Source organism: Pedosphaera parvula Ellin514 (genome assembly GCF_000172555.1).
GTDB lineage: Bacteria > Verrucomicrobiota > Verrucomicrobiia > Limisphaerales > Pedosphaeraceae > Pedosphaera.
Map to the genome: position 1 here is coordinate 64,906 of NZ_ABOX02000011.1, position 21,939 is coordinate 86,844.

Genomic DNA, 21,939 nt, shown 5'->3' on the forward strand with positions numbered 1-21,939 from the left:
CATGGAACTAGGCCATGCAGGGTTGCGCGGTCTTAATCAGGCTCCATGTTCCAACCCGCTTTTTGCTTTTACAATGATCCCATCCTCCCTTACTGAGGACTAACATTATGTAATTCTGTGATGGCACCACTATCGCCTATTCTGCCCAAAACCATCACCGATGGCCCTCCAGGCCCTGGAATCGGAACTCGAATGCGGAGAATGACCTTGTGGCCTTGCTGGTCCACCGCGCCGTCATTCACGAGCTCAAAATCCTCCAGTCCGACGTTGCCGACAAAGTTGGAGGTCCCAAGATCACCCGAAGCAGTAAGCTGATCAAGGCTTACGGGAACCTGCCCATTGTGATTCGCTGCGTAATCCTTAATCGCGTTGAGCACGGTGGTCATGGCGTCAACCACGTGCGTTTTTCGCAGTGTGAATTGGTCTTCCGCTGACACCTGATTGGTAGGCTCTGATTGTGCCACAACCTGTGAAAGCAGTCTCCGATTCTCCTCCCGGAATCTGCCAAGCTCATTGGTTTGCCGTCGAAGCATCCCGACTTCGCCGCGAAGCCGCAGTAATTCTTTGAACTGATCACCTGGCAATGACGCAGGTTTCTTCGCTTGGGCCGCAAGGCTTGAAAGGCTTTCATTGTCGGCCTTCAATTGGGCCATCTGTTCCCGGAAAGACTCATTTTCCTCGCGCAACTTTGCTTGTGAATGATGTTGCATCACCATAGTTGTCGCCACGCCGGCAACGACAAGAGTGGCGAGGCCGAGCTTGAGTTTGGTTTTTGCCATAAGTTTTAAGCTGGTCAGTGTTGTTCCGGTTCCCGCCGCAGTGGTGGCCGGGGCAATGCTTGAAATTTTGGCTGCCAGTCCGGCGGGCGCGGCGTGGACGACCTTGGCGCTCAGCACGACTCCCAGCGCTGTAATTGTCAAAGTGACACCGCGATGTTTCAGCAACGCATGCAATTTCTCCAACGCCCGGTTCACGCGCATGCGCGCGGCATTTTCATTGCTCCCCAGTGCTTCGCCCACCGACCGGAAATCGCGCTGCTCGAAAAAGCGGAGCAAGATCGCCATACGATCCTCGCTTCCCAGTTGGGTAATGGCTTCCTCAAGCATCGGCGCAACCTGTCGCAGGTTGGCCCCGGTGTCGCCTTGCAGCTCATTCATTTCCACGGCCTCGCGTTCGCGGGATTGACGGCGACGCTCAGCCCGTACCGCCTTGGTGGCCACATGATAAGTGTGCTGATGCAGCCATCCGCCCAACATCACATCAGTCGAAAACGTGCGTCCTTTGCTCGCCAGGCCGATAAAGACCATTTGGGTCACATCCTCAGCCAAATGTGCATCCCCGCCAACCAGGCGCACCGCCGTCGAATAAACAAAATTGATGTAGCGCGAAACCAGCTCTTGAAAGGCAGGTTCCGAGCCGGTCTGTGCGTATTCCGCCAGCAATCTTTGGCTATCTGTCATTCTGTTCACTTAGTAAAGCCCCACAGAAAGGCAAAACCGAACAAAAATTTCTAAAAAAGGATCGCCAATAAAACCAGTGCGAAACCGCGCTGAGTGTACAATTTCTCGCTCCGTTTCCGACATCATTTCGAATAACGTTACAAGCACGAAGTCCCGGTAAGCAGCTTGACTTCACGAAGCTTAGGAAGCTTATTTGAGCATGCGATCCTTGGTGCTGACGTTGGCGTTGATGTTGGGACTTACGGCTGTGTCCTGCAAAAAGTGGTCCCAACCGCAAGGCGTGGCGGTTTATTTTTCACCAACTGGTGGTTGCACGGAGGCAGTAGTGGACGCGTTGGATCATGCGACGAACACCGTTTATGTGCAGGCCTACTCGTTCACGAGCAAGCCAATCGCGCAGGCGTTGGTGGATGCGTCGCGACGGAAGGTGAAAGTAGAGGTGTTGCTGGACCGGAGTCAGCGGACGGAGAAATACTCCTCGGCGGACTTTTTGCGTGACTCAGGGATTCCGACGTATATCGACGCTCAACATGCGATCGCTCATAATAAGATCATGATTATTGATGAGGGGACAGTGCTGACTGGCTCATTCAATTTCACAAAGGCAGCGGAGGAAAATAATGCGGAGAATTTGCTCGTGATTCGGGATGCGGCACTGGCGAGGGAGTATTTGCGGAATTGGGAGGCGCATGCGGATCATTCGGAGGCCTACCAATCAAAGATGAAGTCGGCGATGGAACGTCCGCGGTCGCGCAAGAGGCGTTAGAGCCTGTTTTAAAATTATGGAGGGTGCTGTTTTCGCGCAAAAGGCTGTATGGCAAGGCGCGACGAAGGAGAATATCCCTGGTGGATCTTCGACTGAGGAGCAACGCAGCCAGACAGCCTTTGGCGCGAAAACCCTCAGGGCGGCGGTGCTTTTGGCCGCAACCGGCGGTAGCTCGGCCTTCACAGCCGCTACGGGGATGCTTGGTGCCCGTGCGGAAGCACCTCGCCGCCTTGGCCACAGTTAAAATCTCCAACCGCAGCGCCCTCCATAATTTTAAAACAGGCTCTTAGAGCCGACTCAGACTATTGAGGTAATAGAGGAGAAATCCGAACCCAACGCAGAAGATCATTCCAACCATGATGGCCCACCGAAGGACATGAAACTTGCGATGCACCGAGAACGGATTGGTTGCCGCAAGAAGATCCTTGGGAACGTTGTCATGCTTGTCTGCCATAATGTTTAGAGAATCGTCTGTCATGGCTTGTTCCACAATTTCTGCAACGCTCAAAAAAGTGTCTGTTTTTGTCCTACAGCCGGGTCGATTGCCAACAGTCTCCCATCATTAATTCCCAAGGTAGGTGGATTTCCACGAAGTATGGGGTGCACACCCTATTCAGCAGGACCAGGAAACTTTGCTATTAATTTGCCGCACCCTAAATTTTTTCCCGGGAACCAAGGAGTCCCGGGTTTTTTATTTTGCACGAGCAGTTTCTAGTTTGTAACATCCTACACATTAAACGTTTACATATTTTCACCAGCAGCATGCAGCAATGCTAATTCGAAAATTCAAGAGCATGGATAGTTCCTTTAAGTGATTACCTAGCAATAACTTACGGTTAAACAGGCAATGCACCATTCGGTCATGCTAATAGACTTGACCGAATGGGATAGACGCTCTTACTTTTGCGGCTTGTTAGGTAAAGATTCATGCTAGCGCAATTTAAAAGCCTGTTTTCCAACGACATTGGAATAGATTTAGGGACCGCAAACTCCCTCGTTTACGTACGTGACCGGGGTATAGTCTTACGCGAGCCCTCGGTTGTAGCGATTCAGGCGGGCACTACCAACGTACTGGCCGTAGGCGATGAGGCCAAAAGGATGTTGGGGCGCACCCCTGGAAATATTGTGGCCATTCGGCCCATGAAAGATGGCGTAATAGCCGACTTCGAAATCACCGAAGCGATGCTCCGCCATTTCATTCAAAAGGTTCATCATCGCAAGTTAATCGCACCCAGAGTCGTTGTGGCGGTTCCGTCTGGAATCACCGAAGTGGAAAAACGGGCGGTTAAAGATTCCGCAACTCATGCTGGCGCACGGGAAGTGTATTTGATCGAACAACCGATGGCATCGGCCATTGGAGTCGGTTTGCCGGTCCATGAGCCTGCAGGTAACATGATCGTGGATATTGGCGGGGGTACTTGCGAAATCGCAATCATCTCCCTCGCCGGAATTGTCTTCAGCCGCAGCCTGAGGGTGGGCGGGGACGAATTTGACGAGACGATCGTGGCGCACATGAAGCGAGCCTACAACTTAATGATTGGCGAACGCACCGCGGAAGAGATCAAGATCCGGATTGGATCAGCCTTCCCGCTGGAGCAGGAATTAACGATGGAAGTAAAAGGTCGCGATCTGAGCGCAGGGTTGCCAAAAACTCTGACTATTCGCTCGGAAGAGATTCGCGAGGCTTTGCAGGAGCCGCTTTCAAGTATTTTGGAGTCCGTCCGTATCACTCTCGAACGATGCCCGCCTGAATTATCCGCCGATTTGGTGGATAAAGGCCTGGTTATGGCCGGTGGTGGCGCATTATTAAGAGGAATTGACCGTCTGGTTGCAGAGGAAACCGGTCTGCCGGTTCATATTGCCGATGACCCCTTGTGCGCTGTGGCTGAGGGTACCGGTCGTGTTTTGCAGGAACTCCAATTCTTGAAGCAGGTTTCAGCTAATTCCAAGCTCTGATTATTTTCAGCGTTCGCCCGAAGATTGGTCGGGTGAAGAATGTTAAAAAGGCCGCATTATATAGCCTTGGGGCTGGTAGGATTGCTGACACTGATTGTTTTAAATTTACCGAGTCATTCGGTAAATCAAATCAAAATTGGTATCGGAAGCCTGTTCCTGCCAATGTTTGGACTTGCCAAATCTTCCCATCAGATCGTTGATCAGGCAACCACTGCCATCCTTCCACGCGGCGAACTCATCCGCCAGAACGAGCAGCTACGCTCTACCAACCAACAACTTCAGTTTCGCGCCATGCAAAGTGATGCCGTCATGCGTGAAAATGATCAACTGCGCCAGCTGCTTGGCTTGCAGAAACAGGCCCGTTGGAAACTCAAGCTTGCCAATCTCATTCTTCGAGACCCGGCAAACTGGTGGCAAACAGTGGAAATTGATGTTGGAACCCGTGATGGCATAAAGCCGGATATGCCTGTGCTTACCCCCACCGGCTCGCTGGTCGGCCGCATTGTGAATGTGAAGCTGACGCATTCCCAGGTGGCCCTGATTGGAAACCCCAATTGCCGGGTGGCGGCCATGATTGATAAAACTGGCGAAACAGGCGTGATTTCTGACGTGGCAAGTGTCCTGGATCATTCTTTGGTCACACTGAGCTATCTTTCAAATAACACCAATCTCAAACCGGGCCAGGGCGTCATCACCAGCGGCATGGGTGGATTCTTTCCCAAGGGAATTCCCATTGGCCAAATCGCAGAGGACTCAAAAACCGTTGAGTTTGGTTTATACACCGAAGCACGCGTCAAGCTCTCGGCAAATCTAAGCACATTGGAGGAGGTTTTTGTTCTGATACCATGAACTGGGTACATTCCATCCTAATCCTGGTGGCTGCTTTCATCGCTATCTTCCTGGAATCGGCCTTCGGTGGTTTCCGCCATTTTCTGGGAGCTCAGATTGATCTTCTTCCAGCATTAATGGTGTACGCGAGCCTGAGTTCCGGATTTGGCATGGTCATCCTCCTCGCCGTACTGGGAGGATTATGTTTCGATTCGATCTCGGCCAACCCCCTCGGAGTAAGCATCCTGCCGTTGCTGTTGGTAGGCTTCTTGATTTACATGAGACGCGGGTTGATTTTGAGGGAGCAGACTTTCGCCCAGTTCTGTTTGGGCTTGGGCGCCAGTGCCATCACTCCGATGTTAACCTTGCTTTTACTTCTAAGCACCCGCCAGACACCACTGATTGGTTGGGGATCGATTTGGCAATGGGTGGTGATGGCCGTGGGCGGTGCGGTATTCACCCCAATATGTTTTCGGATATTTGACGGTCTTAACCGTGCTTTATCCTACAGCCCCGTAACCGAAACCAGTTTCAGACCCGACCGGGAAATCCGGCGGAGTCGCAAGTGAGCCATGCTGATTTTCGACCAGCTTAAAAAAGATGACCCGCAATTGCGTTTCCTCGCAGTGCTGGTTCTCGCCGGGCTCCTCGTTTTATTGGGCGGGCTCTGGTGGATACAAGTCGTTTCCGTAAAGTTCTATCAGGAGAAACTTGAGACCCAGTCCATTCGCACAGTCCGAATTCCAGCCGTCCGCGGCAGGATTCTTGACCGCGAAGGCCGGCCCATTGCGGACAATCGGCCGAGTTACAACGTGAACATGTATTTGGAAGCTCTTAGCAGGAATTTTCAAACCAACTACGCAACGGCTCTGGCTCAGGCCCGTACCAATTTCAATTCCCGAATCAAGGCACAGGAAGCTGTATTGAAACGGAAACTAACGCCCCAGGAAAAGAAACTACTGGCTCAAAACGAGAAAAATCGCTCCACCATCCAACAGGAGACCCGCTACCAGGTCAGCAGCAGCATTGTGACCGAACTTGGCAACCGCCTCCAATGTGAAGTCTCTTTGGACCCCAAAGAATTTCAAAAGAGGTACGATAAAGCTCGCGCACTTCCCCTGCTCATTCGGCCAAACCTGACTCCGGAACAGGTGGCACGGTTTGAAGAGCAATCCATGTATACCCCCGGTATGTACCTCGATATTCAATCCGTTCGCTACTATCCAAATGGTAATTCTGCGGCGCACCTCCTCGGATACTTGCAACGCAACAGCGATTCTTCGGATGGCGAAGAAGCTGATTACGACTATCGCCTTGATGATTGGAAAGGGGTTGCCGGGATTGAGCGCGTCTTTAACACCGAATTGCGTGGAGTGGCTGGTTCAAAATCGGTGCTCGTGAATAATCTTGGTTACCGCCAGAACGAAACCATTTGGGCTCAGGCTGAACCGGGAAAGAATGTCGTGTTAACCATCGATATGGACATCCAAAAGGCGGCGGAAGCTGCCTTGCAATCCGCCGGTGCAGATCCGCGGGGAGCCGTGGTTGTAATGGACGCGCGTAATGGGGACATCTTAGCCATGGCATCGGCTCCCAATTATAATCCAAATTACTTTGTTCAGCACCCTGAACCCGCAGTCTATGAACGGGAAAAGCAACGTTGGATCGATGAGGAATTGCGCCCACAAGCCAATCGCGCGATGCAGGAGAATCTTGCTCCTGGTTCGATTTTCAAGATGGTCGTTGGATTGGCCGCTTTGGAACTAGGTGTTTTGAACCCCCGTGATCCTTTTCCCAGCCAAGGTTACTACATAGTCGGCAATCATACGTTTCACGACAAGGCGGGACCTGGACTATATGATTTTAGTAGAGCATTGGCGAGGTCTTCGAACCCCTACTTTATGCATCAAGGGCTTAAACCCGGCGTTCTCCCCAAAGTAGTAGCACTCGGTCAGAAGCTCCATCTTGGCGAAAAAACAGGACTGATCCCTGGGCAGGAAACAAGAGGTGTTTTCCCAACCCCAAAAGATATTTCCTCTGACTCATGGCATGATGGCGACACCGCAATTCTCAGCATTGGCCAGGGAATGATCAACATCACCCCGGTGCAGGCTGCTGTAATGATTGCGGCGATTGCCAATGGAGGAAAGGTGTTTTGGCCCCGGTTGGTTTCGCGGTTGGAAACGGCGGAGGGCGAAGTGGTTCAAACCTTTCCCGAAGGACGCTTGCGCGACAACCTCGGCGTGAGTCCACGCAATTTAAAGATAGTTCATGAAGCCATGATGGCAGACGTGGAATCCGTCGATGGAACTGGCCACAAAGCAGCCGTGCAAGGATGGCATATAGCTGGAAAAACGGGAACTGCCGAAGTGGAACGCCACGGAGGCAAGGACAGGAATGCGCAGCAAACCTGGTTCGCCTCTTTCGCACCAGTTGAATCCCCCCGCTATGTCGTGGTAGCTACCGTTGAAGGCGGTGCATCAGGTGGACTCACCTGCGCGCCAATAGCTCACAAAGTTTACCTGGCGCTGCAGCAACGCGAGCAACAGCCCCACGATAAAAGGAGTGCCACCAGGCCTGGAACTCTTGCGCAGATACAATGACGTATAATACTTTAAACAAAGAGCACCACTCGACGGTTGATGTAAGTCAACTGGTTGCCATCTTTTTGCTCATGGCTATCAGCGTGGCCTTTGTTTACAGCGCCACCATGGCCAATGAAGGCGTGGCCGCGCTCGCCTGGTATAAACAAAGCTGGTTTAGGCAGATTATTTGGTTCGGTTTGGGCATGGGTGCTGCCAGTGTTGTTTGCCTGGTTGACTACCACACTTTGACCAGGTGGGCGTTTGTCGCTTATTGGCTTACCATCCTCACCCTAATCGCGGTAATTATTCCCGGCATTGGCTCCATGAGATACGGTGCCAGACGGTGGATTGAAATTGGAGGCCAGCCATTTCAGCCTTCGGAATTCGCCAAGTTGGCATTTATTTTAGCTCAGGCACATTTCCTCAGTCGCCCGGTCGATGAATTAAGACAGCCTCGAATTTTTTGGAAATCCATCGCCATGTTGGGATTGCCTTTCCTGCTTATTCTGAAGGAACCAGATTTGGGCTCTGCCCTGGTGCTCGTGCCTACTGGATTTGCAATGCTGCTCGCGGCCGGCACTCCTAAAAGATACATCCTTCAACTTTTAGGCATAGGTGGAGTCCTGGCGGTTTTGTTTGTTGCAGATGTGCTCTATGCACCGCCAAAGTTTCGCCTGCCGATGCAGGACTACCAGAAAAAGAGACTGCTGGTTTACTTCGGCCGGGACTATGGCGATTACGCGGGTCCCGGCACTTCACAAGCAGAAAGACTGAAGTTAAGGGAACAACAATTTAATGATTCCCATAACGTGCGTCAGGCATTGATCGCCGTCGGTTCCGGTGGACTGACGGGGGAAGGCTGGCGCCAGGGTCAACAGAATTCATTGGGGTTCCTGCCGCAGGCCGGCAAGCACAATGATTTTATTTTCTCCGTCATCGCGGAGGAGAAGGGATTTGTCGGCAGCGTGATTGTGATCACGCTTTATGCCGTGATTCTATTCACCGGAATCAGAATCGCGGGTCAGGCGCGCGACCGCCTGGGCAAATTGTTGGCTGTGGGTGTAGTAACACTCATTTTCAGCCACGTCTTCATCAACATCGGAATGAACATTCGCATCATGCCCGTGACGGGCGTACCACTGCCGCTGCTTAGTTATGGCGGATCCTCAGTGCTCGGCTCGTTGATCGCCATGGGCATGCTGCAAAACGTATATATATATCGAAAGGCATACTAAGGTATGAGTGACAGAAATTTTTCACGACGACGACGCGGCGGCATGCGGTTTCGGCCCAGTCAGGGATTGAACCCGAACCCGCACAAGCACGATCGCGAAGCGCTTGAGGCCCGCGCTGAAGTTGTCGGAGACGCCTCCGCACAGGATAAGGTTTATGACCGGGGTCGGCATGCCAATGAAATCGAACGCGCAGAAAATCTTGCTGCCGGGCTGCCTGCGGAAGGCACACCCGCGGTAGAACAGACCAAAGCTGAAGTGGAACAAGGCGGATTTCGCGAGCCGAATTTGGAAACTCCGGCCGAGGTGCATGAAGAAAAGCCTTATGAACCAGTAACGATCCAACAAAAGCCGCAAGGCATTGTTGAGACCATCAAGGCAGCTGCTTCGAACGTCATCAAAAAGGTTCAGCGCCTGATCAGGCCAATAAAGAAGAGCCACAAGGAAGTCATCATCAACGCCGAATCGCTTGAGACCCGCGTGGCGGTGCTCGAAGAAGGCAAACTGGAAGAATTCACGATCGAGCGCACAACTGAAGAACGCCTGGTCGGCAGCATTTTCAAAGGCAAGGTTCGAAATCTTGAGGACGGTTTGAAAGCCGCGTTCGTTGACATCGGCTTTGAAAAGAACGCTTTTCTCCATTACTGGGATATCGTTCCCAGCAACTTTGACAGCGGAGTGGAAGTGGTGGAGCGCGAAACCAAGAAGCGGGACAAGCCTCGCATCACCCAGAAGGATATTCCACGCCTGTACCCTCCGGGCAGTGACATCATCGTCCAGGTAACCAAAGGTCCGATCGGCACCAAAGGCCCGCGCGTAACGACCAACCTCGTCCTGCCGGGACGCTATCTCGTGCTGCTTCCCAATTCCGACCAGAGCGGTATTTCACGCAAGATTGAAAATCAACAGGAACGCCAGCGGTTAAAAAAGATTCTTCGCACTCTTAATATCCCTGACGGAATGGGTGTGATTATCCGGACTGTGGGCGAAGGACAACAACTCCGATATTTCGTCCGCGACCTGGCACTGCTCATTGAGGAATGGAACCTGATTCAGGATAGAATCAAGAACCAACCATCTGCCACTTGCGTATTCCAGGAACCTGACTTGATTGAACGTACCGTTCGCGATTTTCTTACGGAAGATGTGGAGCGCATCGTGGTTGATAATCCCAAGGCTTACGATCGCATGCGCGAAATGATTTCAAAGATTTCCCGACGCTCGGCCAGCAAAGTAAAATTATACGGCGACTCTCAAGCGGTATTTGATCGCTTCAACATTTCCAAGCAATTGGAAAACGCCTTCTCACGCCAGGTACATCTCAAAAGTGGTGGTTACATCGTGGTGGACGAAACCGAGGCATTGGTCGCAATCGACGTCAACACCGGACGGCATAAGGGTGGCAAGGATCAGGAAACGGCCATTCTCAAGGTAAACATAGAGGCTGCGGATGAAATCAGCCGTCAACTTCGGCTGCGTAACATGGGTGGCCTGATTGTTTTGGACTTTATTGATATGAAGTCACGCCGGGACCAGCAATCGGTCTACCAGCGGATGAAAGACGGTTTACGCCGGGACAAAGCCAAAACCCATATTCTTCCGATTTCTCAACTTGGCCTGATGGAAATGACCCGCCAGCGGCATTCCGAAAGTGTGCATGCTGCAGTTTACGAAGAATGTCCGTACTGCAAGGGACGTGGAAAGGTGAAGAGTGCTTTGACCATGAGCGTGGAAATCCAACGCAAGCTTAGCGAGATTCTCAAACGCCGCTCCCGCGACGAATCTGACTTCCAATTGCGTATCGTGGTTCACCCGAGCGTGCTGGAACGTCTGCGCAATGAGGATGAGAAGCATCTTATCGAAATGGAGAAACGGTACTTCGGCAAACTTTCCTTCCGCGCCGAGCCTTCTTTACATGCCGAGTTGTTCAAAATCGTCAATGTGGCAAACGGCGAGGAGCTGACCTGATCGAAAATGTCCAGGAAGTAAAAGCAAACGCCCCGCACTGAGTGCGGGGCGTTTTGATTTCAAAGTAACTCGCAACTATTTGACTGGCTCTGTCTTGACTGGCTCTGTCTTGACTGGCTCTGTCTTGACTGGCTCTGTCTTGACTGGCTCTGTCTTGGCCGGCACAGGCTTGACATCAGCATCCTTTTTATCATCTTTGCGTTGGATGAGGATCATCCAACCCGTGTCATTCTTGGCGTTGCCACCAAGCGTCACGATTTGACCGGCTGGCAGAGGTTCGACATGCTTTGACACCGGCTTGCCTTCGCCATAAAGATTCACTTGAATCCGGCCATCGTTGGGGTTGGTCGCCTCAAGCAGGCAATGCTTGCTCATCTCAATCTTCCTCGTCTCTTTGGGATGCAAAACCACGTTGGTTTTATGCATCTCATAATAATGCTTCCACTTGTAAGGAGCACCACTTTGCAATTTCTTCTCCAACTGTGCGCTTAACTCTTTGTGCTTCTCGGGAGGTGCCTCATCATTTGTGGCCCATACCAGGATAAACTTGATATTGAGGTCTTCGGCATAAACTGTTCCTAAACCGAGAAGCCCCAGGCAAATCAATAAAGCGGTCTTGGAAAATAATCGAGTGATACAGCGCCTTTTCATTGGGTTTGGACACTATCAGCAGACTGCGAATCAGTAAACTCTGAATCGGATTTATCGTAAAGCCATACCATCGTCAATTTTTCCTGCTGATCACGATACGTTGCAACCCCCATGTCATTGGAGGAAAGCTCAATTTCTCCCGTTTGGTTTCCCGTTGGAGAAAACTGTAAAACCAGCAGGAGTGCCAGGCAGGCGACTGCTGCGCCGCTCACCGGGACCAAATGTCGCTGTATCCAGGCAACCAGGGAAAACGGCGCTCGGGAAACAGGAGCTTCGCTTTCACGTTTGATTTCACGCTCGATCTTGGACCAGAAGAACTCCCGTGATTCAGGCAGCTTTATGCCGGCTTCGTAGCCAGCCAAAGCGCCATTGGTGTTTTGCAACTCCGCCAGAAGCAACCGGGCTTGCTCATCCTTTGCGAGCCAGTCCTGCACTTCAGTCTTTTCCTTGGCGCTTAACTCGCCATCAAGGTAGGACTGCAATTTCAAAAATTGAGAATCGTGGTCGATCATTTTAATTCTTCGTTTTTTAAATTCGCTAACAACACTGCCATTTTCCTGCGAGCATAGAACAATCGAGACATTACAGTCCCAATTGAGCACCCCATGGTTTTGGCAATTTCTTTATATTCCATTTCTTCAAACTCATGCAAAACCAGCACGGTTCGATGCTCATGCGAGAGTTGGCTTAATGCTTGATCAATTCTCTTCCGGAGCTCAGCCCGCTCGAGTCTTTCAGTGGGATTAATGGTTACGGTTGGCATTTGTCGCTCAACCCCACCCGACTCCTCACTCATTTCCTCGATCGATTCCGTGCGCTGCCGTTTGCGCTTCCGCAGTTGATCCAGGCAAAGATTGATAACAATTCGAGTCATCCAGGTTCCAAAACTGGAGTCACCCTGAAATTGCTGCAATCGTTGCCAACTCTTAACCCACGCTTCCTGACAAAGATCCACGGCTTCTTCCTCATTCCGCATCATGCTAAACGCACGCGCGTATATCTTATCCCTATGCCGTGCAACCAATTCTTCAAATGCAGCCATTTCACCCTTCTTGGCTGCTCGAACCAGTTGCTCGTCACTGGCGGAAGAATAGTCACTTTCAATCTTCATCGGGTTCGACGGTGTAAAAGAGGCTGGTATTCAACCATGATTACAGTTTCCCCTTGGTACTCGGAACCTGTCCCGCAATTCGCGGATCTCGTTGACAAGCAATATCTACCGCTTTGGCGAATGCTTTAAAGAGGGCCTCGACGATATGGTGTGGTTCGTCCCCGTACAGAAGTTCCAAATGCAGGTTGCAACGCGCCTCATTCGTAAACCCTTGAAAAAATTCCCTGGCCAAACCAAACCTAAACGAACTCGACATATCTTGCGTCTTTTCCGCAGAGCTAATCTTTTTTAGTCCTTTTTCGTTCAATCCTCGCCAGACGAGATAGGGTCGCCCGCTGAAATCAACGACACATCTGGCAAGGCATTCATCCATCGGGACATATGCTTCCCCGACAAACGGGTTTTTAGGATCAAAGCCAGCTCCGTACCGTCGTATTCCCTTCTTATCACCCAATGCTTGAAGCAAGGCTTGACCGAGCGCGATGCCACAGTCTTCCACCGTATGATGCGCATCCACTTCCAGATCCCCAACGCAGTCCAAATGCAAATCCATCACGGCATGCTTGGCGAAAAGGGTCAGCATGTGGTCAAAAAATGGGATACCGGTCCGGATGGAGGACTTTCCTGAGCCATCAATCTTCAGCTTTATTGCAATGCGCGTCTCTTTTGTAGCGCGGTTAATTTCGGCACGCCGAATCTTCATGCCTACTTATTAAACAATATCGGCTCATAACACAAAGCCCAATTGTGGCCGGACTGCTGCTCCTGAATTGTTTCTGTGCTAACGGCAAAGGCGGTTCCAGCCTAACGCTGCGGTTGCCGGTGTTAAGAAGAAGTTTTCTTGGCGGCCATTTTCTTCTTGAGGTCATCAATCTGCTCCTGAACAACCTCGGGAAAGGGTGAAGCCTTTTTTTCAAGTTCACGGTAGTGCATCGCCTCTGGTAGATTCCCGAGTTGTTCTTCCACCGTCGCCAGATGAGTGGTAATTTCCTGATTTAAGAATATATCAGGGTGCCTGTCATTTTTCTCTTGTTCGTTCCAACGACGAAGCGCAAGTTCCCAAAGGTTGCACGCACGAACCGGGTCGTGATGATTTTCTGCATACAATTCACCCAATTCATACAGTATCTCGTAGCTATCAGGATTGGCTCGGAGTCCCTCGCGAAGAAAGTCCTCGGCTTCACTTACCTTCCCGATCTGGGAACGGAGCCAGTAAGCTGCTGTCGTATAGGTTTCCACTCGTTCAGGGTCCAATTCCGCGGAGATTTTCAGCCACGGCAATATTTCCCTGGCATCTTCCGGCTTTTCAAGATGCGAATGTGAGGAGGAGTAAAAATGCCGCCCAAAACGGTCGATCCAATCTTTTGGCTGCCCTAGGAAGTCCATCTCCTTTTCATGTTCATGCTCATCGTGCTCGTCATGCTCGCCCAACATTTGATGAGGTTTTGCCGGTTCCCTGTGGGCTTGATCGAAAATGGAAGGATAATAGCCGTTATGAAAATAAACGTCCGCTTTTACGAAAAAATGGCTGGCAATCATGCGTCGTCCATCTCCGAATAAAACCTTGATCATACTGCCAGCTTGCGCTCGATCCCCCCACGTCGATGTGCGGGTTTGCAAACACGTGGCTAATGTAAAGCAGACTGTCAGAAATAAGGATATAATCAGATATGGAGCCGGCATTGTCATTTAATTCAAAGCTTTCTGTCTAAAGCATAGCCAGGCTGAAAATAGAAAAAAACCCGTGTAAGCAGCGGCATACACGGTGGCAAATCCACAATCAACCCATGCAATCAACCCCTTACTATGAATCACAAGGTCGCGAACATCAAACCACTCAAGGTGAGGAATAATAAAATAAATGATAGATATGATTGTCCGGAATGGTTCAGGACGCTCTATTGCCACCTGGTGTAAGTGTCTTCCAATGAGCAGTATCCCAATGATAAAAACCAAACTTATTGTGGCATTGGACGATGGCGCCGCAAAAACGATGGACCCCCACAAAACGAACGAAATTACGATGGCCAAAAACATCCACTGCAACCATAGAGCCTGGAAGTATTCTAATATGGGCCAGGCATGATCTCGCGAAGCGCTCACTAGCAGCAGAAATAAGTAAAAGACAACCAACGCCATCCCGCAGGCCAACCAGCAGCCCAGGAACTTGCCTACAATTACATGCCAACGTGTGACCGGTTTTGCTAGCAGAGGAAAAATAGTGCGGTTCTCCCTTTCAGCAGGGATTTGCCGGGCTGCTGTTCCCACGGCCATGACCAGAGCGGAAACCCAGATCAACAACAGGCATATCTCCTTAAGATATCTTATGATTTTGTCATCGTGAAAAAGATTCGCCGAAGCCATCACGAGCGTGATGATGACGGTCATTATAAAAAGAACGTAAAAATCTTTTCTTCGATATAGTTCCTTGATGACGACATTGGAAAGGGCAAAAATAACGTTCATGAGTTGACTTGCTGTGGATACCCAATGATTTTAAGGAAAATCTGCTCCAGATTTGTCTGGTACTTCTGCAGCAGATCGTTTACTCGTCCCTCTACTTTTAATTCGCCTTGGTAGAGAATTGCTACCCGGTCACAGACGGTTTCCACCTCGCCCAATTCGTGGGAAGAAAAGAAAACCGTTTTCCCTTCATTCTTCAGTCGCTGTATGATTTCCCGCACTTTCATCCGTCCAATCGGATCCAAACCACTGGTTGGTTCATCTAAAATCAGCAAATCCGGGTTATTGATAAGCGCCTGCGCAAGTCCCACTCTCTGCTGCATGCCCTTGGAATAAGTTTTAATTGGCCGGTGCCGCGCATGTTCCAACTCAACAAGTTTTATCAGTTCATCAATTCTTCTATTAGTCTCGCTCCTCGGAATGCCGAAGATACGGGCATAAAAGCGCAGTAGTTCGTCAGCACTCAAAAACTTGTAGTAGTAGGTTAGCTCGGGAAGATAACCGATCCTTTGGCGGGCGATCGGTTCATTGACGTTGACACCAAAGAGATAAGCTGCCCCGGCAGTTGCATTTACGAAACCAAGAAGCACATTCATGGTCGTCGTCTTCCCTGCGCCGTTTGGCCCCAAAAAACCAAAAACCTCACCTTGCTTGACGCTCAGGTTGAGGCCTTTCAATGCAACTTTGGGAGCCTGGCCAATCGAGCGCGTGCGATATTCCACGCGTAAATCTTTGATTTCCAATATCCCGTTCATGCTTTGATTGATTCAAATTTCAAGTTCAGATTGTATTTTAGCATCTGATTCAGACAACACTAATTTATGTCTCTTCCTGAATGTCATGATTCATCCGATATCCCGCCAAATGCAAAGGCTTGGGTGGATTACCCAAGCCTTTGCAAACTTCTTTAATGGTCTCTAGTTTAAATTTAGAACATGATTAGTCGTGTTGATGAGACAAGTCGGTGGGTTTTGGAGGTCATGTATAGCGTAACTCGACGCAAAGGCTGCAGCTGAATCAGCAGGACAAATTGGAGGATTACCGTTTGTTCCCCGTCCCAGATAAGACTGAATATCTGATAATTGCGGAGATGCGGTCGCTGCCGCCTTGGTTTCCAAGGCCCATTGTTGTTTGGCCCCATCGATGTGCCGGAGGTTATTGATACAACCACTCTGTTGTGCGTTCGTGCGAGCGTGCACATAGTTGGGAATCGCGACAGCAGCCAACAGCCCGATGATGGCCACTACTATCATGATTTCCACCAGCGTGAACCCCGCTTTCTTTAACTGGGTGAGTTTCATAGTCGTTCTCTTTCTGTTTCGGTTTGAACAGAGCAACAGGCGGTTTATAGTATAATTACAGTTTGTTCAATATAGCCTGCTGCCAACCGCAAACCCTTATTAGCAAGCCCAGTGCCAAAAATACATGCATCGAATCTGGCCATCTGTCCTAAATTCTATTCCCTAATACAAAATCTTTGCGCAGAGTTTTCCGCTCTAAGTCGCTGTTATTTTGATCCAGCTTGGAAAAAATTTCATCTGTGTCCCAAAATCATTGACACTGCCCACAAAATAGACACCCACCATCTTTGCAAAAATCTTGATTTTACTTAGCCGCTTGTCATTAAGAGCTTAAGTGACTTAGGCTTCCAGCGTATGAAAATCGCACGGGATGCGCGTATCTATGTTGCTGGCCACGGTGGCCTGGTGGGTAGCGCCATTTTTAGGAAACTACAGGAATTGGGCTTCACCAATCTTATCGGCAAAACCCGCGCAGAATTGAATCTGCTGGATGTTAACGCTACCCGTCAGTTTTATCGACAGGAAAAGCCGGAATATGTTTTCGTTGCCGCGGCCAAAGTCGGTGGCATTCTCGCCAACAGTCAACAACCAGTAGCCTTTTTGCACGATAATCTGGTGATTCAGGATAACCTGATTTACGGTGCATATGAACAGGGCGTTAAAAAACTGCTCTTCCTTGGCAGTTCCTGCATTTATCCCAAATTGGCACCACAGCCGCTAAAGGAGGATTATCTGCTATCAGGCCCGTTGGAACCCACGAACCAGTGGTACGCCATAGCCAAGATTGCCGGTATCAAGCTTTGTGAGGCCTTGCGGCGCCAGCATGGTTGTGACTTCATCTCGGCCATGCCTACCAACATGTATGGACCTAATGATAATTACGATTTACAAAATTCCCACGTACTCCCTGCTTTGATTCGCAAATTCCACGAAGCAAAAATTGCCAACTCGGCCACAGTAACTTGTTGGGGCACCGGCACGCCGTTGCGTGAATTTCTTTATGCGGATGACCTCGCTGCAGCCTGCTTCTTTTTGATGGAAAACTATAGCGAGGAACAATTCATAAACATCGGTTACGGCAATGATATTTCCATCAAGGAACTTGCCGAACTGGTGAAGAAAATCATTGATTACCGCGGAGAGATAGTCTGGGATACCTCAAAACCCGACGGCACCCCTCGAAAACTGATGGACAGCTCGAAACTTTTTGCGCTGGGTTGGACACCCAAGGTGAGCCTTGAGATCGGTATCAAATCCGCCTACAAAGACTTCCTTCAAAAGTTTCATCGGCCGCTTGCGCCGTAGAAATTCTCAGAAAGGTCAACCGACAACCCGGGATTTCACCTTTTTGGTGTTTTCTTAAAAGTTCCACGTCCGCATCAACCATCAGTTTGACCAGATCCGCAAATCTTGTTTTCGGTTCCCAACCCAGCACTCGCCTGGCCTTGCTGAAATCCCCAATTAACAGGTCAACTTCGGCAGGCCTGTAATATCGAGGATCAATCTCCACGTGGTTTTTCCAGTCCAGCTTAACGCAGTCAAAAGCCACTTCCAGGAACTCGCGAACCGAATGGGTTTCGTTGGTGGCAATGACATAATCGTCGGCCTTTTCCTGTTGCAACATTAGCCACATTGCCTCGACGTATTCTTTTGCGTAGCCCCAATCCCGTTTGGCATCAAGGTTGCCCAGGAATAACTTGTTCTGAAGCCCGGCTTTGATATGAGCCACCGCACGCGTAATCTTGCGCGTGACAAAAGTCTCTCCGCGCCGTGGTGATTCGTGATTGAATAAAATGCCGTTGCTTGCATGGAGCCCGTAGGACTCACGATAATTCACAGTGACCCAATAGGAGTAAACCTTGGCGCAACCATAGGGACTTCGCGGATAGAACGGTGTTTTCTCCGTCTGCGGAACCTCCTGGACCAGTCCATACATTTCGCTGGAGGAAGCCTGGTAAAATCGAGGCTTGATCCCGGTTTCCCGGATAGCCTCCAGCAAGCGCACGGTTCCCGTGGCTGTAATATCCGTCGTGTACTCCGGACTGTCGAAACTGACTCTTACGTGGCTTTGCGCTGCGAGATTGTAGATTTCCTCAGGTTGAATTTTACCTATCAATCGTGCCAGGGCGCTCGCGTCACTCAAATCTCCATAATGCAGGAAAAGCCTGCCATTGCCAGAATGAGGGTCCGCGTAAATGGATTCCAACCGACCGGTGTTGAATGTGCTGGCACGGCGGATAATGCCGTTTACTTCGTAGCCTTTGGAGAGAAGCAGCTCAGCAAGGTAGGAGCCATCTTGTCCAGTGATGCCGGTAATCAACGCTTTTTTTGCCATAGTAAGTTGTCCTGCTGAAAGATTCGGCAAGTTCAAGCTTCAAGGCAAGCCCAGAAACAACAGGCATCCAAAGACAGTCCAATGAAAATACGGTACGGGCAGATTTCGCAAAGGGATGACGCGGTCAATCAAATGGGTGAACCGTCAGTATTGGATTGATAAGTCGGCCCTTCGCAGCGCGGTCCTTCATCAGTCCAAAAGAGTCGGTCGATGCACATCCGGCGAGCCTTCATTTCTTTGTCCCAGGCATGATAAACAACGTACTCCGTTTCGTCGTCAGGACCGAGCGCAATCGAATTATGACCTGGTCCCAGCACGCGCCCCGGAACTGTTCTCAAAACACGCGGACCGTTTTCATTGCCAGATTCCGAATAAGGCCCCATCACGTTGTCTGAGACACAATAGTCAACTCCATAGTTTTCTGTTTCCCATCGTCCTCCGCTGTAAAAACAGTAATAACGTCCATTGTGCTTTCGAACGAAAGGTCCTTCGAGGGTATGCCAATCCCATGTCTGACCATACATTGAACGCTCCTTTTGAAATCTTTGCCAATCATGGCGCGCGCGCATTACCACGCTTCCTTCACCGACAATCTCGGTCATTCGCTCCAGTTTCGTTACCATCAGCGCCGTACCAGCACGGCCTTCCGCAGTCTCCAGGAAATCACGCGCATAGAACAGATACCATTGTCCGTCGTCATCCAGGAAAGGGTGTGGATCAATGGCAAATGAACATTTCCTTGGATCAATCAGCGTGATGCCCATATCGCGATATGGGCCTTGCGGGCTTTCACTTTCAGCAACGCGTAACTGATGATTTTTATCTTCGTGCCCCACCGAGTAGTACAAGTAAAACCGGCCTCCGTGGGAAGCCACTTCCGGAGCCCAAAAATTATTCCCCAAACTCGGGTCGGGATGCAACAAGGCATTGGCAGCAAATTGCCAATCGAAAAAATCGACAGACTGTAGCACTGAAAATGCCTTTCCCACCACTTTACCTTCTGCATCTGAAGCCCCTGTGCCAATTGCGTAGTAATTACCCTTAAACCTCCATACAAACGGGTCGGCAAAATATCCTGCATAGACTGGGTTCTTATGAGTCTTGGCTGATGACAGAATCGCCATTTCTCAATTTGATCCAGGATTGAACTGCCTGCCACTGGGTGAATCTCCCTAGATCGAAATAAGGCACCGTACGAAGTGATTCATAAATCCAGTTGTGCTCCCAAAACCTCGTCGTATATTCATAAATGAATACAAATTTAAAGGATACTGCTGAGGACATCAAATCGAAGGCGTCCGATAGATATCAAAACCTCCAGCGAAAGGCGTCAGAGAAATTCCAAAATGTACAAAAAAAGGTTACTGATACTGCCAAAAATGTAAGTGGTGTAACTGATACCTACGTACATGATAATCCTTGGAAATCTGTCGCAATGGTCGCATTGGCTGCCTGTATCTTCGGCTTCCTGATAGGCAATGCGCGCCATTCTGACTGATAATTCCAAAGCAGTTAAACCCGCATGAAAGGGCGGCACAATTGTATTTGAGCTGCCCTCTCCGATTTTCCTTAGAGGGATCTTGTGACGCTCGGTCCTCTGATCAAGTTTTGAACTTGATTCCTTTTAGTAGTTTATAGTCCCGTATTGATATCTCGCTTACAGGACAAATCATTTACCCCGGATCAACCCGTCTTTGGGCACAATCATTGGATTAGGCCGCAAATAAAAAAGCGGCGGCCGGTGAGGGCCGCCGCACATGTCTGAACCTGGCTAAAATTTAGTACTCACGATCCTTCTTGATACCGGGCATCGGAATCGGATATCTGCCATCCTTGTCCGCTTGCAGCGGTGCAGGTGAATTCATCGCTAATTGATCAACCGTCGGCGCAAATTCATGGCCGCTATTTAGAATTTCATCAAAAGTAACCACCTGGCCTGTGTGCGCTGCCATGCGTCCCATGCTGGTAACAAGACTGGCTTCCACACCGCGTTTGACTTCGTTGTAGGGTTTGTCGTTTCGAATCGCATCCACCAGGTCTTCCCATTCGACCTGATACGGATTAGGTTCTTTTCCGGGATAGGTCCAGGTTGGTTTGGAACCTTTCAAGTCATAACCCTTGTAAATACGCGAGCGAGCTGGTGTGTGTGATTGAGTGGAAATGATGGCTGAACCTTTGGTGCCGAGTGCATGACTGGCGAATTCTTCATGGCAACCTTCCATGGCGCGACCATTTAGAAACAACTTGGTTCCATCTCCAAAGGTGTACTCCACGGAGTATACATCGAAGTTCTGATCCACGTCGCCACCACGGTAGTTGCGCCCACCCAGCGCCTGGGCTTTGACCGGCCACGCATCCTTCATCCAGCAGCACTCGTCAATGTTGTGGATATAGAAATCGCTGTAAAGACCGCCGCTGGCCCATAGGAAACTATGAAAATCCCGTATCTGATAGAGCAGTTCGCTGATGTCACCAGGCTTGGGAGGGGTGAAGCAGGCAGCGACTGGCGCATGCATGCGGTAGGCTTGTAACGTGACGATATCACCAATCTCACCGCCCTTGATGCGGTCGAAAAGTTCCTGTCGAACTTTGCAATGGCGACACATCAAGCCAACTCCCACTTTAAGGTTTTTCTTCTTCGCTTCCTCAGCGAGCTGAAGCATTTTCTTGGAGGTTGGCCCATCAACTGTCACCGGCTTCTCCATGAAAACATTCAGGCCCTTTTGGATCGCATAGGTAAAATGCACCCAACGAAAAGCCGGGGGCGTGGTGAATATGACGATATCACCTGGCTTAAGACAATCCATTGCCTTTTTGTATCCATCGAAACCCACAAATCTACGATCTTCCGGCACATCTACTTTTTCGCCGTGTTGTTTCGAGAGGGTTTCGTAGCTGCCCTTGAGTTTGCCATCAAACACATCCGCCATGGCCACCAATTTGAGAGGCCCGTTTTTGACACTGAGCGCGTTATCAGCAGCGCCGGTGCCGCGTCCCCCGCAACCGACCAGGGCCACTTGAATGGTATTGTTTTCAGCCGCATGAACATGAGGTATGACGAGTCCCGCCAAGGCTGAAACCGCAGCTACTTTACCGGTTGTTTTGATAAAATCACGACGTGAGGAGAAATTACTTTCGTTGTGGTTCATGACGCATTTTATAAATTTTAAGGGATTTTGCAATCCAGAACTCTACTTGCGTCGAATTATTTTTCTATCCGCACTCAACTGTTCCATCAGGTCCTCAACAAATCCCGTCTGAACCTGGATTCTCCCGCATCCAC

The 21,939-nt window shown here is 50.1% G+C and carries 23 protein-coding genes; 11 read left to right on the plus strand and 12 right to left on the minus strand.

Translation table 11 applies throughout. The features are described 5' to 3' along the window. Positions 1–89 precede the first annotated feature (89 nt). Positions 90–1,460 carry a sigma-70 family RNA polymerase sigma factor gene (locus CFLAV_RS10835; RefSeq protein ID WP_007414755.1) on the minus strand — a complete coding sequence of 457 codons (1,371 nt, stop codon included), beginning with the start codon at positions 1,458–1,460 and terminating at the stop codon, positions 90–92. A 199-nt stretch (positions 1,461–1,659) separates the two neighbouring features. Here CFLAV_RS10835 and CFLAV_RS10840 point away from each other — a divergent pair, with 199 nt between their 5' ends. Together CFLAV_RS10840 and CFLAV_RS10845 are read left to right on the plus strand one after the other, a co-directional pair. Then, a complete protein-coding gene (locus CFLAV_RS10840; RefSeq protein ID WP_007414756.1) occupies positions 1,660–2,226 on the plus strand; it encodes a phospholipase D family nuclease in 567 nt (188 codons plus the stop codon). Positions 2,227–2,242: 16 nt separating this feature from the next. Beyond that, positions 2,243–2,470 (plus strand): hypothetical protein, encoded by a 228-nt coding sequence (locus CFLAV_RS10845; protein ID WP_007414757.1) that lies wholly within the window; start codon positions 2,243–2,245, stop codon positions 2,468–2,470. Positions 2,471–2,512: 42 nt separating this feature from the next. Here CFLAV_RS10845 and CFLAV_RS10850 read toward each other — a convergent pair whose 3' ends face one another. Further along, on the minus strand, positions 2,513–2,704 hold the full coding sequence (locus CFLAV_RS10850) for a hypothetical protein (RefSeq protein ID WP_007414758.1): 192 nt from the start codon (positions 2,702–2,704) through the stop codon (positions 2,513–2,515). Between the two features lie 449 nt (positions 2,705–3,153). Here CFLAV_RS10850 and CFLAV_RS10855 point away from each other — a divergent pair, with 449 nt between their 5' ends. The 7 genes from CFLAV_RS10855 (at position 3,154) to CFLAV_RS37835 (ending at position 11,057) form a co-directional block, all read left to right on the plus strand. Beyond that, complete coding sequence (locus CFLAV_RS10855; protein WP_007414759.1) at positions 3,154–4,182, plus strand: rod shape-determining protein; 1,029 nt, start codon at positions 3,154–3,156, stop codon at positions 4,180–4,182. Positions 4,183–4,221: 39 nt separating this feature from the next. Then, positions 4,222–5,031, plus strand: coding sequence for a rod shape-determining protein MreC (mreC, locus tag CFLAV_RS10860; RefSeq protein WP_007414760.1), 810 nt, complete (start codon positions 4,222–4,224; stop codon positions 5,029–5,031). Then, complete coding sequence (gene mreD, locus CFLAV_RS10865; protein WP_007414761.1) at positions 5,028–5,579, plus strand: rod shape-determining protein MreD; 552 nt, start codon at positions 5,028–5,030, stop codon at positions 5,577–5,579. The genes mreC and mreD overlap by 4 nt, the downstream gene beginning before the upstream one ends. 3 nt (positions 5,580–5,582) lie before the next feature. Next, on the plus strand, positions 5,583–7,613 hold the full coding sequence (locus CFLAV_RS10870) for a peptidoglycan D,D-transpeptidase FtsI family protein (RefSeq protein WP_007414762.1): 2,031 nt from the start codon (positions 5,583–5,585) through the stop codon (positions 7,611–7,613). Then, the gene (locus tag CFLAV_RS10875) at positions 7,610–8,830 is read left to right on the plus strand and encodes an FtsW/RodA/SpoVE family cell cycle protein (RefSeq protein WP_007414763.1); all 1,221 of its coding nucleotides are present in this window, start codon (positions 7,610–7,612) and stop codon (positions 8,828–8,830) included. Before CFLAV_RS10870 ends, CFLAV_RS10875 begins: the two co-directional genes overlap by 4 nt. A 3-nt stretch (positions 8,831–8,833) precedes the next feature. Next, the gene (locus CFLAV_RS10880; protein ID WP_237712391.1) at positions 8,834–10,795 is read left to right on the plus strand and encodes an Rne/Rng family ribonuclease; all 1,962 of its coding nucleotides are present in this window, start codon (positions 8,834–8,836) and stop codon (positions 10,793–10,795) included. Between the two features lie 124 nt (positions 10,796–10,919). Beyond that, positions 10,920–11,057 carry a hypothetical protein gene (locus CFLAV_RS37835; RefSeq protein ID WP_425500526.1) on the plus strand — a complete coding sequence of 46 codons (138 nt, stop codon included), beginning with the start codon at positions 10,920–10,922 and terminating at the stop codon, positions 11,055–11,057. A gap of 385 nt (positions 11,058–11,442) precedes the next feature. Here the strand turns inward: CFLAV_RS37835 and CFLAV_RS10890 are convergent, their stop codons facing one another. The 7 genes from CFLAV_RS10890 to CFLAV_RS36895 form a co-directional block, all read right to left on the minus strand. Beyond that, complete coding sequence (locus CFLAV_RS10890) at positions 11,443–11,958, minus strand: anti-sigma factor family protein (RefSeq protein WP_007414766.1); 516 nt, start codon at positions 11,956–11,958, stop codon at positions 11,443–11,445. Beyond that, positions 11,955–12,557, minus strand: coding sequence for an RNA polymerase sigma factor (locus CFLAV_RS10895; protein WP_007414767.1), 603 nt, complete (start codon positions 12,555–12,557; stop codon positions 11,955–11,957). The genes CFLAV_RS10890 and CFLAV_RS10895 overlap by 4 nt, the downstream gene beginning before the upstream one ends. 40 nt (positions 12,558–12,597) lie before the next feature. Then, entirely contained in the window at positions 12,598–13,260 is a 663-nt protein-coding gene (gene hisB, locus CFLAV_RS10900) for an imidazoleglycerol-phosphate dehydratase HisB (RefSeq protein WP_007414768.1), read from the minus strand. A 122-nt stretch (positions 13,261–13,382) separates the two neighbouring features. Next, positions 13,383–14,129: a tetratricopeptide repeat protein gene (locus CFLAV_RS10905; protein ID WP_150107360.1), complete on the minus strand. Its 747-nt coding sequence runs from the start codon at positions 14,127–14,129 to the stop codon at positions 13,383–13,385. A gap of 117 nt (positions 14,130–14,246) precedes the next feature. Next, positions 14,247–15,023, minus strand: a complete 777-nt coding sequence (locus CFLAV_RS10910) for an ABC transporter permease (RefSeq protein ID WP_007414770.1) — start codon at positions 15,021–15,023, stop codon at positions 14,247–14,249. Beyond that, positions 15,020–15,775 (minus strand): ABC transporter ATP-binding protein, encoded by a 756-nt coding sequence (locus CFLAV_RS10915; RefSeq protein ID WP_007414771.1) that lies wholly within the window; start codon positions 15,773–15,775, stop codon positions 15,020–15,022. Before CFLAV_RS10915 ends, CFLAV_RS10910 begins: the two co-directional genes overlap by 4 nt. Positions 15,776–15,937: 162 nt before the next feature. Continuing rightward, positions 15,938–16,321, minus strand: coding sequence for a type IV pilin protein (locus CFLAV_RS36895; protein ID WP_007414772.1), 384 nt, complete (start codon positions 16,319–16,321; stop codon positions 15,938–15,940). Between the two features lie 360 nt (positions 16,322–16,681). Between CFLAV_RS36895 and CFLAV_RS10925 the strand changes: the two genes are divergently transcribed. Beyond that, the gene (locus CFLAV_RS10925) at positions 16,682–17,626 is read left to right on the plus strand and encodes a GDP-L-fucose synthase family protein (protein WP_040548086.1); all 945 of its coding nucleotides are present in this window, start codon (positions 16,682–16,684) and stop codon (positions 17,624–17,626) included. Here CFLAV_RS10925 and gmd read toward each other — a convergent pair. Both gmd and CFLAV_RS10935 read right to left on the minus strand, forming a co-directional pair. Beyond that, entirely contained in the window at positions 17,571–18,656 is a 1,086-nt protein-coding gene (gmd, locus tag CFLAV_RS10930) for a GDP-mannose 4,6-dehydratase (protein ID WP_007414774.1), read from the minus strand. The two genes, CFLAV_RS10925 and gmd, sit on opposite strands and share 56 nt — an antisense overlap. A gap of 128 nt (positions 18,657–18,784) precedes the next feature. Continuing rightward, a complete protein-coding gene (locus CFLAV_RS10935; RefSeq protein ID WP_007414775.1) occupies positions 18,785–19,780 on the minus strand; it encodes a glycoside hydrolase family 43 protein in 996 nt (331 codons plus the stop codon). A 125-nt stretch (positions 19,781–19,905) separates the two neighbouring features. On the opposite strand from CFLAV_RS10935, the gene CFLAV_RS10940 reads away from it, so the two are divergent. Then, positions 19,906–20,154 (plus strand): ElaB/YgaM/YqjD family protein, encoded by a 249-nt coding sequence (locus CFLAV_RS10940; RefSeq protein WP_040548015.1) that lies wholly within the window; start codon positions 19,906–19,908, stop codon positions 20,152–20,154. A gap of 280 nt (positions 20,155–20,434) precedes the next feature. Here the strand turns inward: CFLAV_RS10940 and CFLAV_RS10945 are convergent, their stop codons facing one another. After that, positions 20,435–21,805: a Gfo/Idh/MocA family oxidoreductase gene (locus tag CFLAV_RS10945; RefSeq protein ID WP_007414778.1), complete on the minus strand. Its 1,371-nt coding sequence runs from the start codon at positions 21,803–21,805 to the stop codon at positions 20,435–20,437. Positions 21,806–21,939 lie beyond the last annotated feature (134 nt).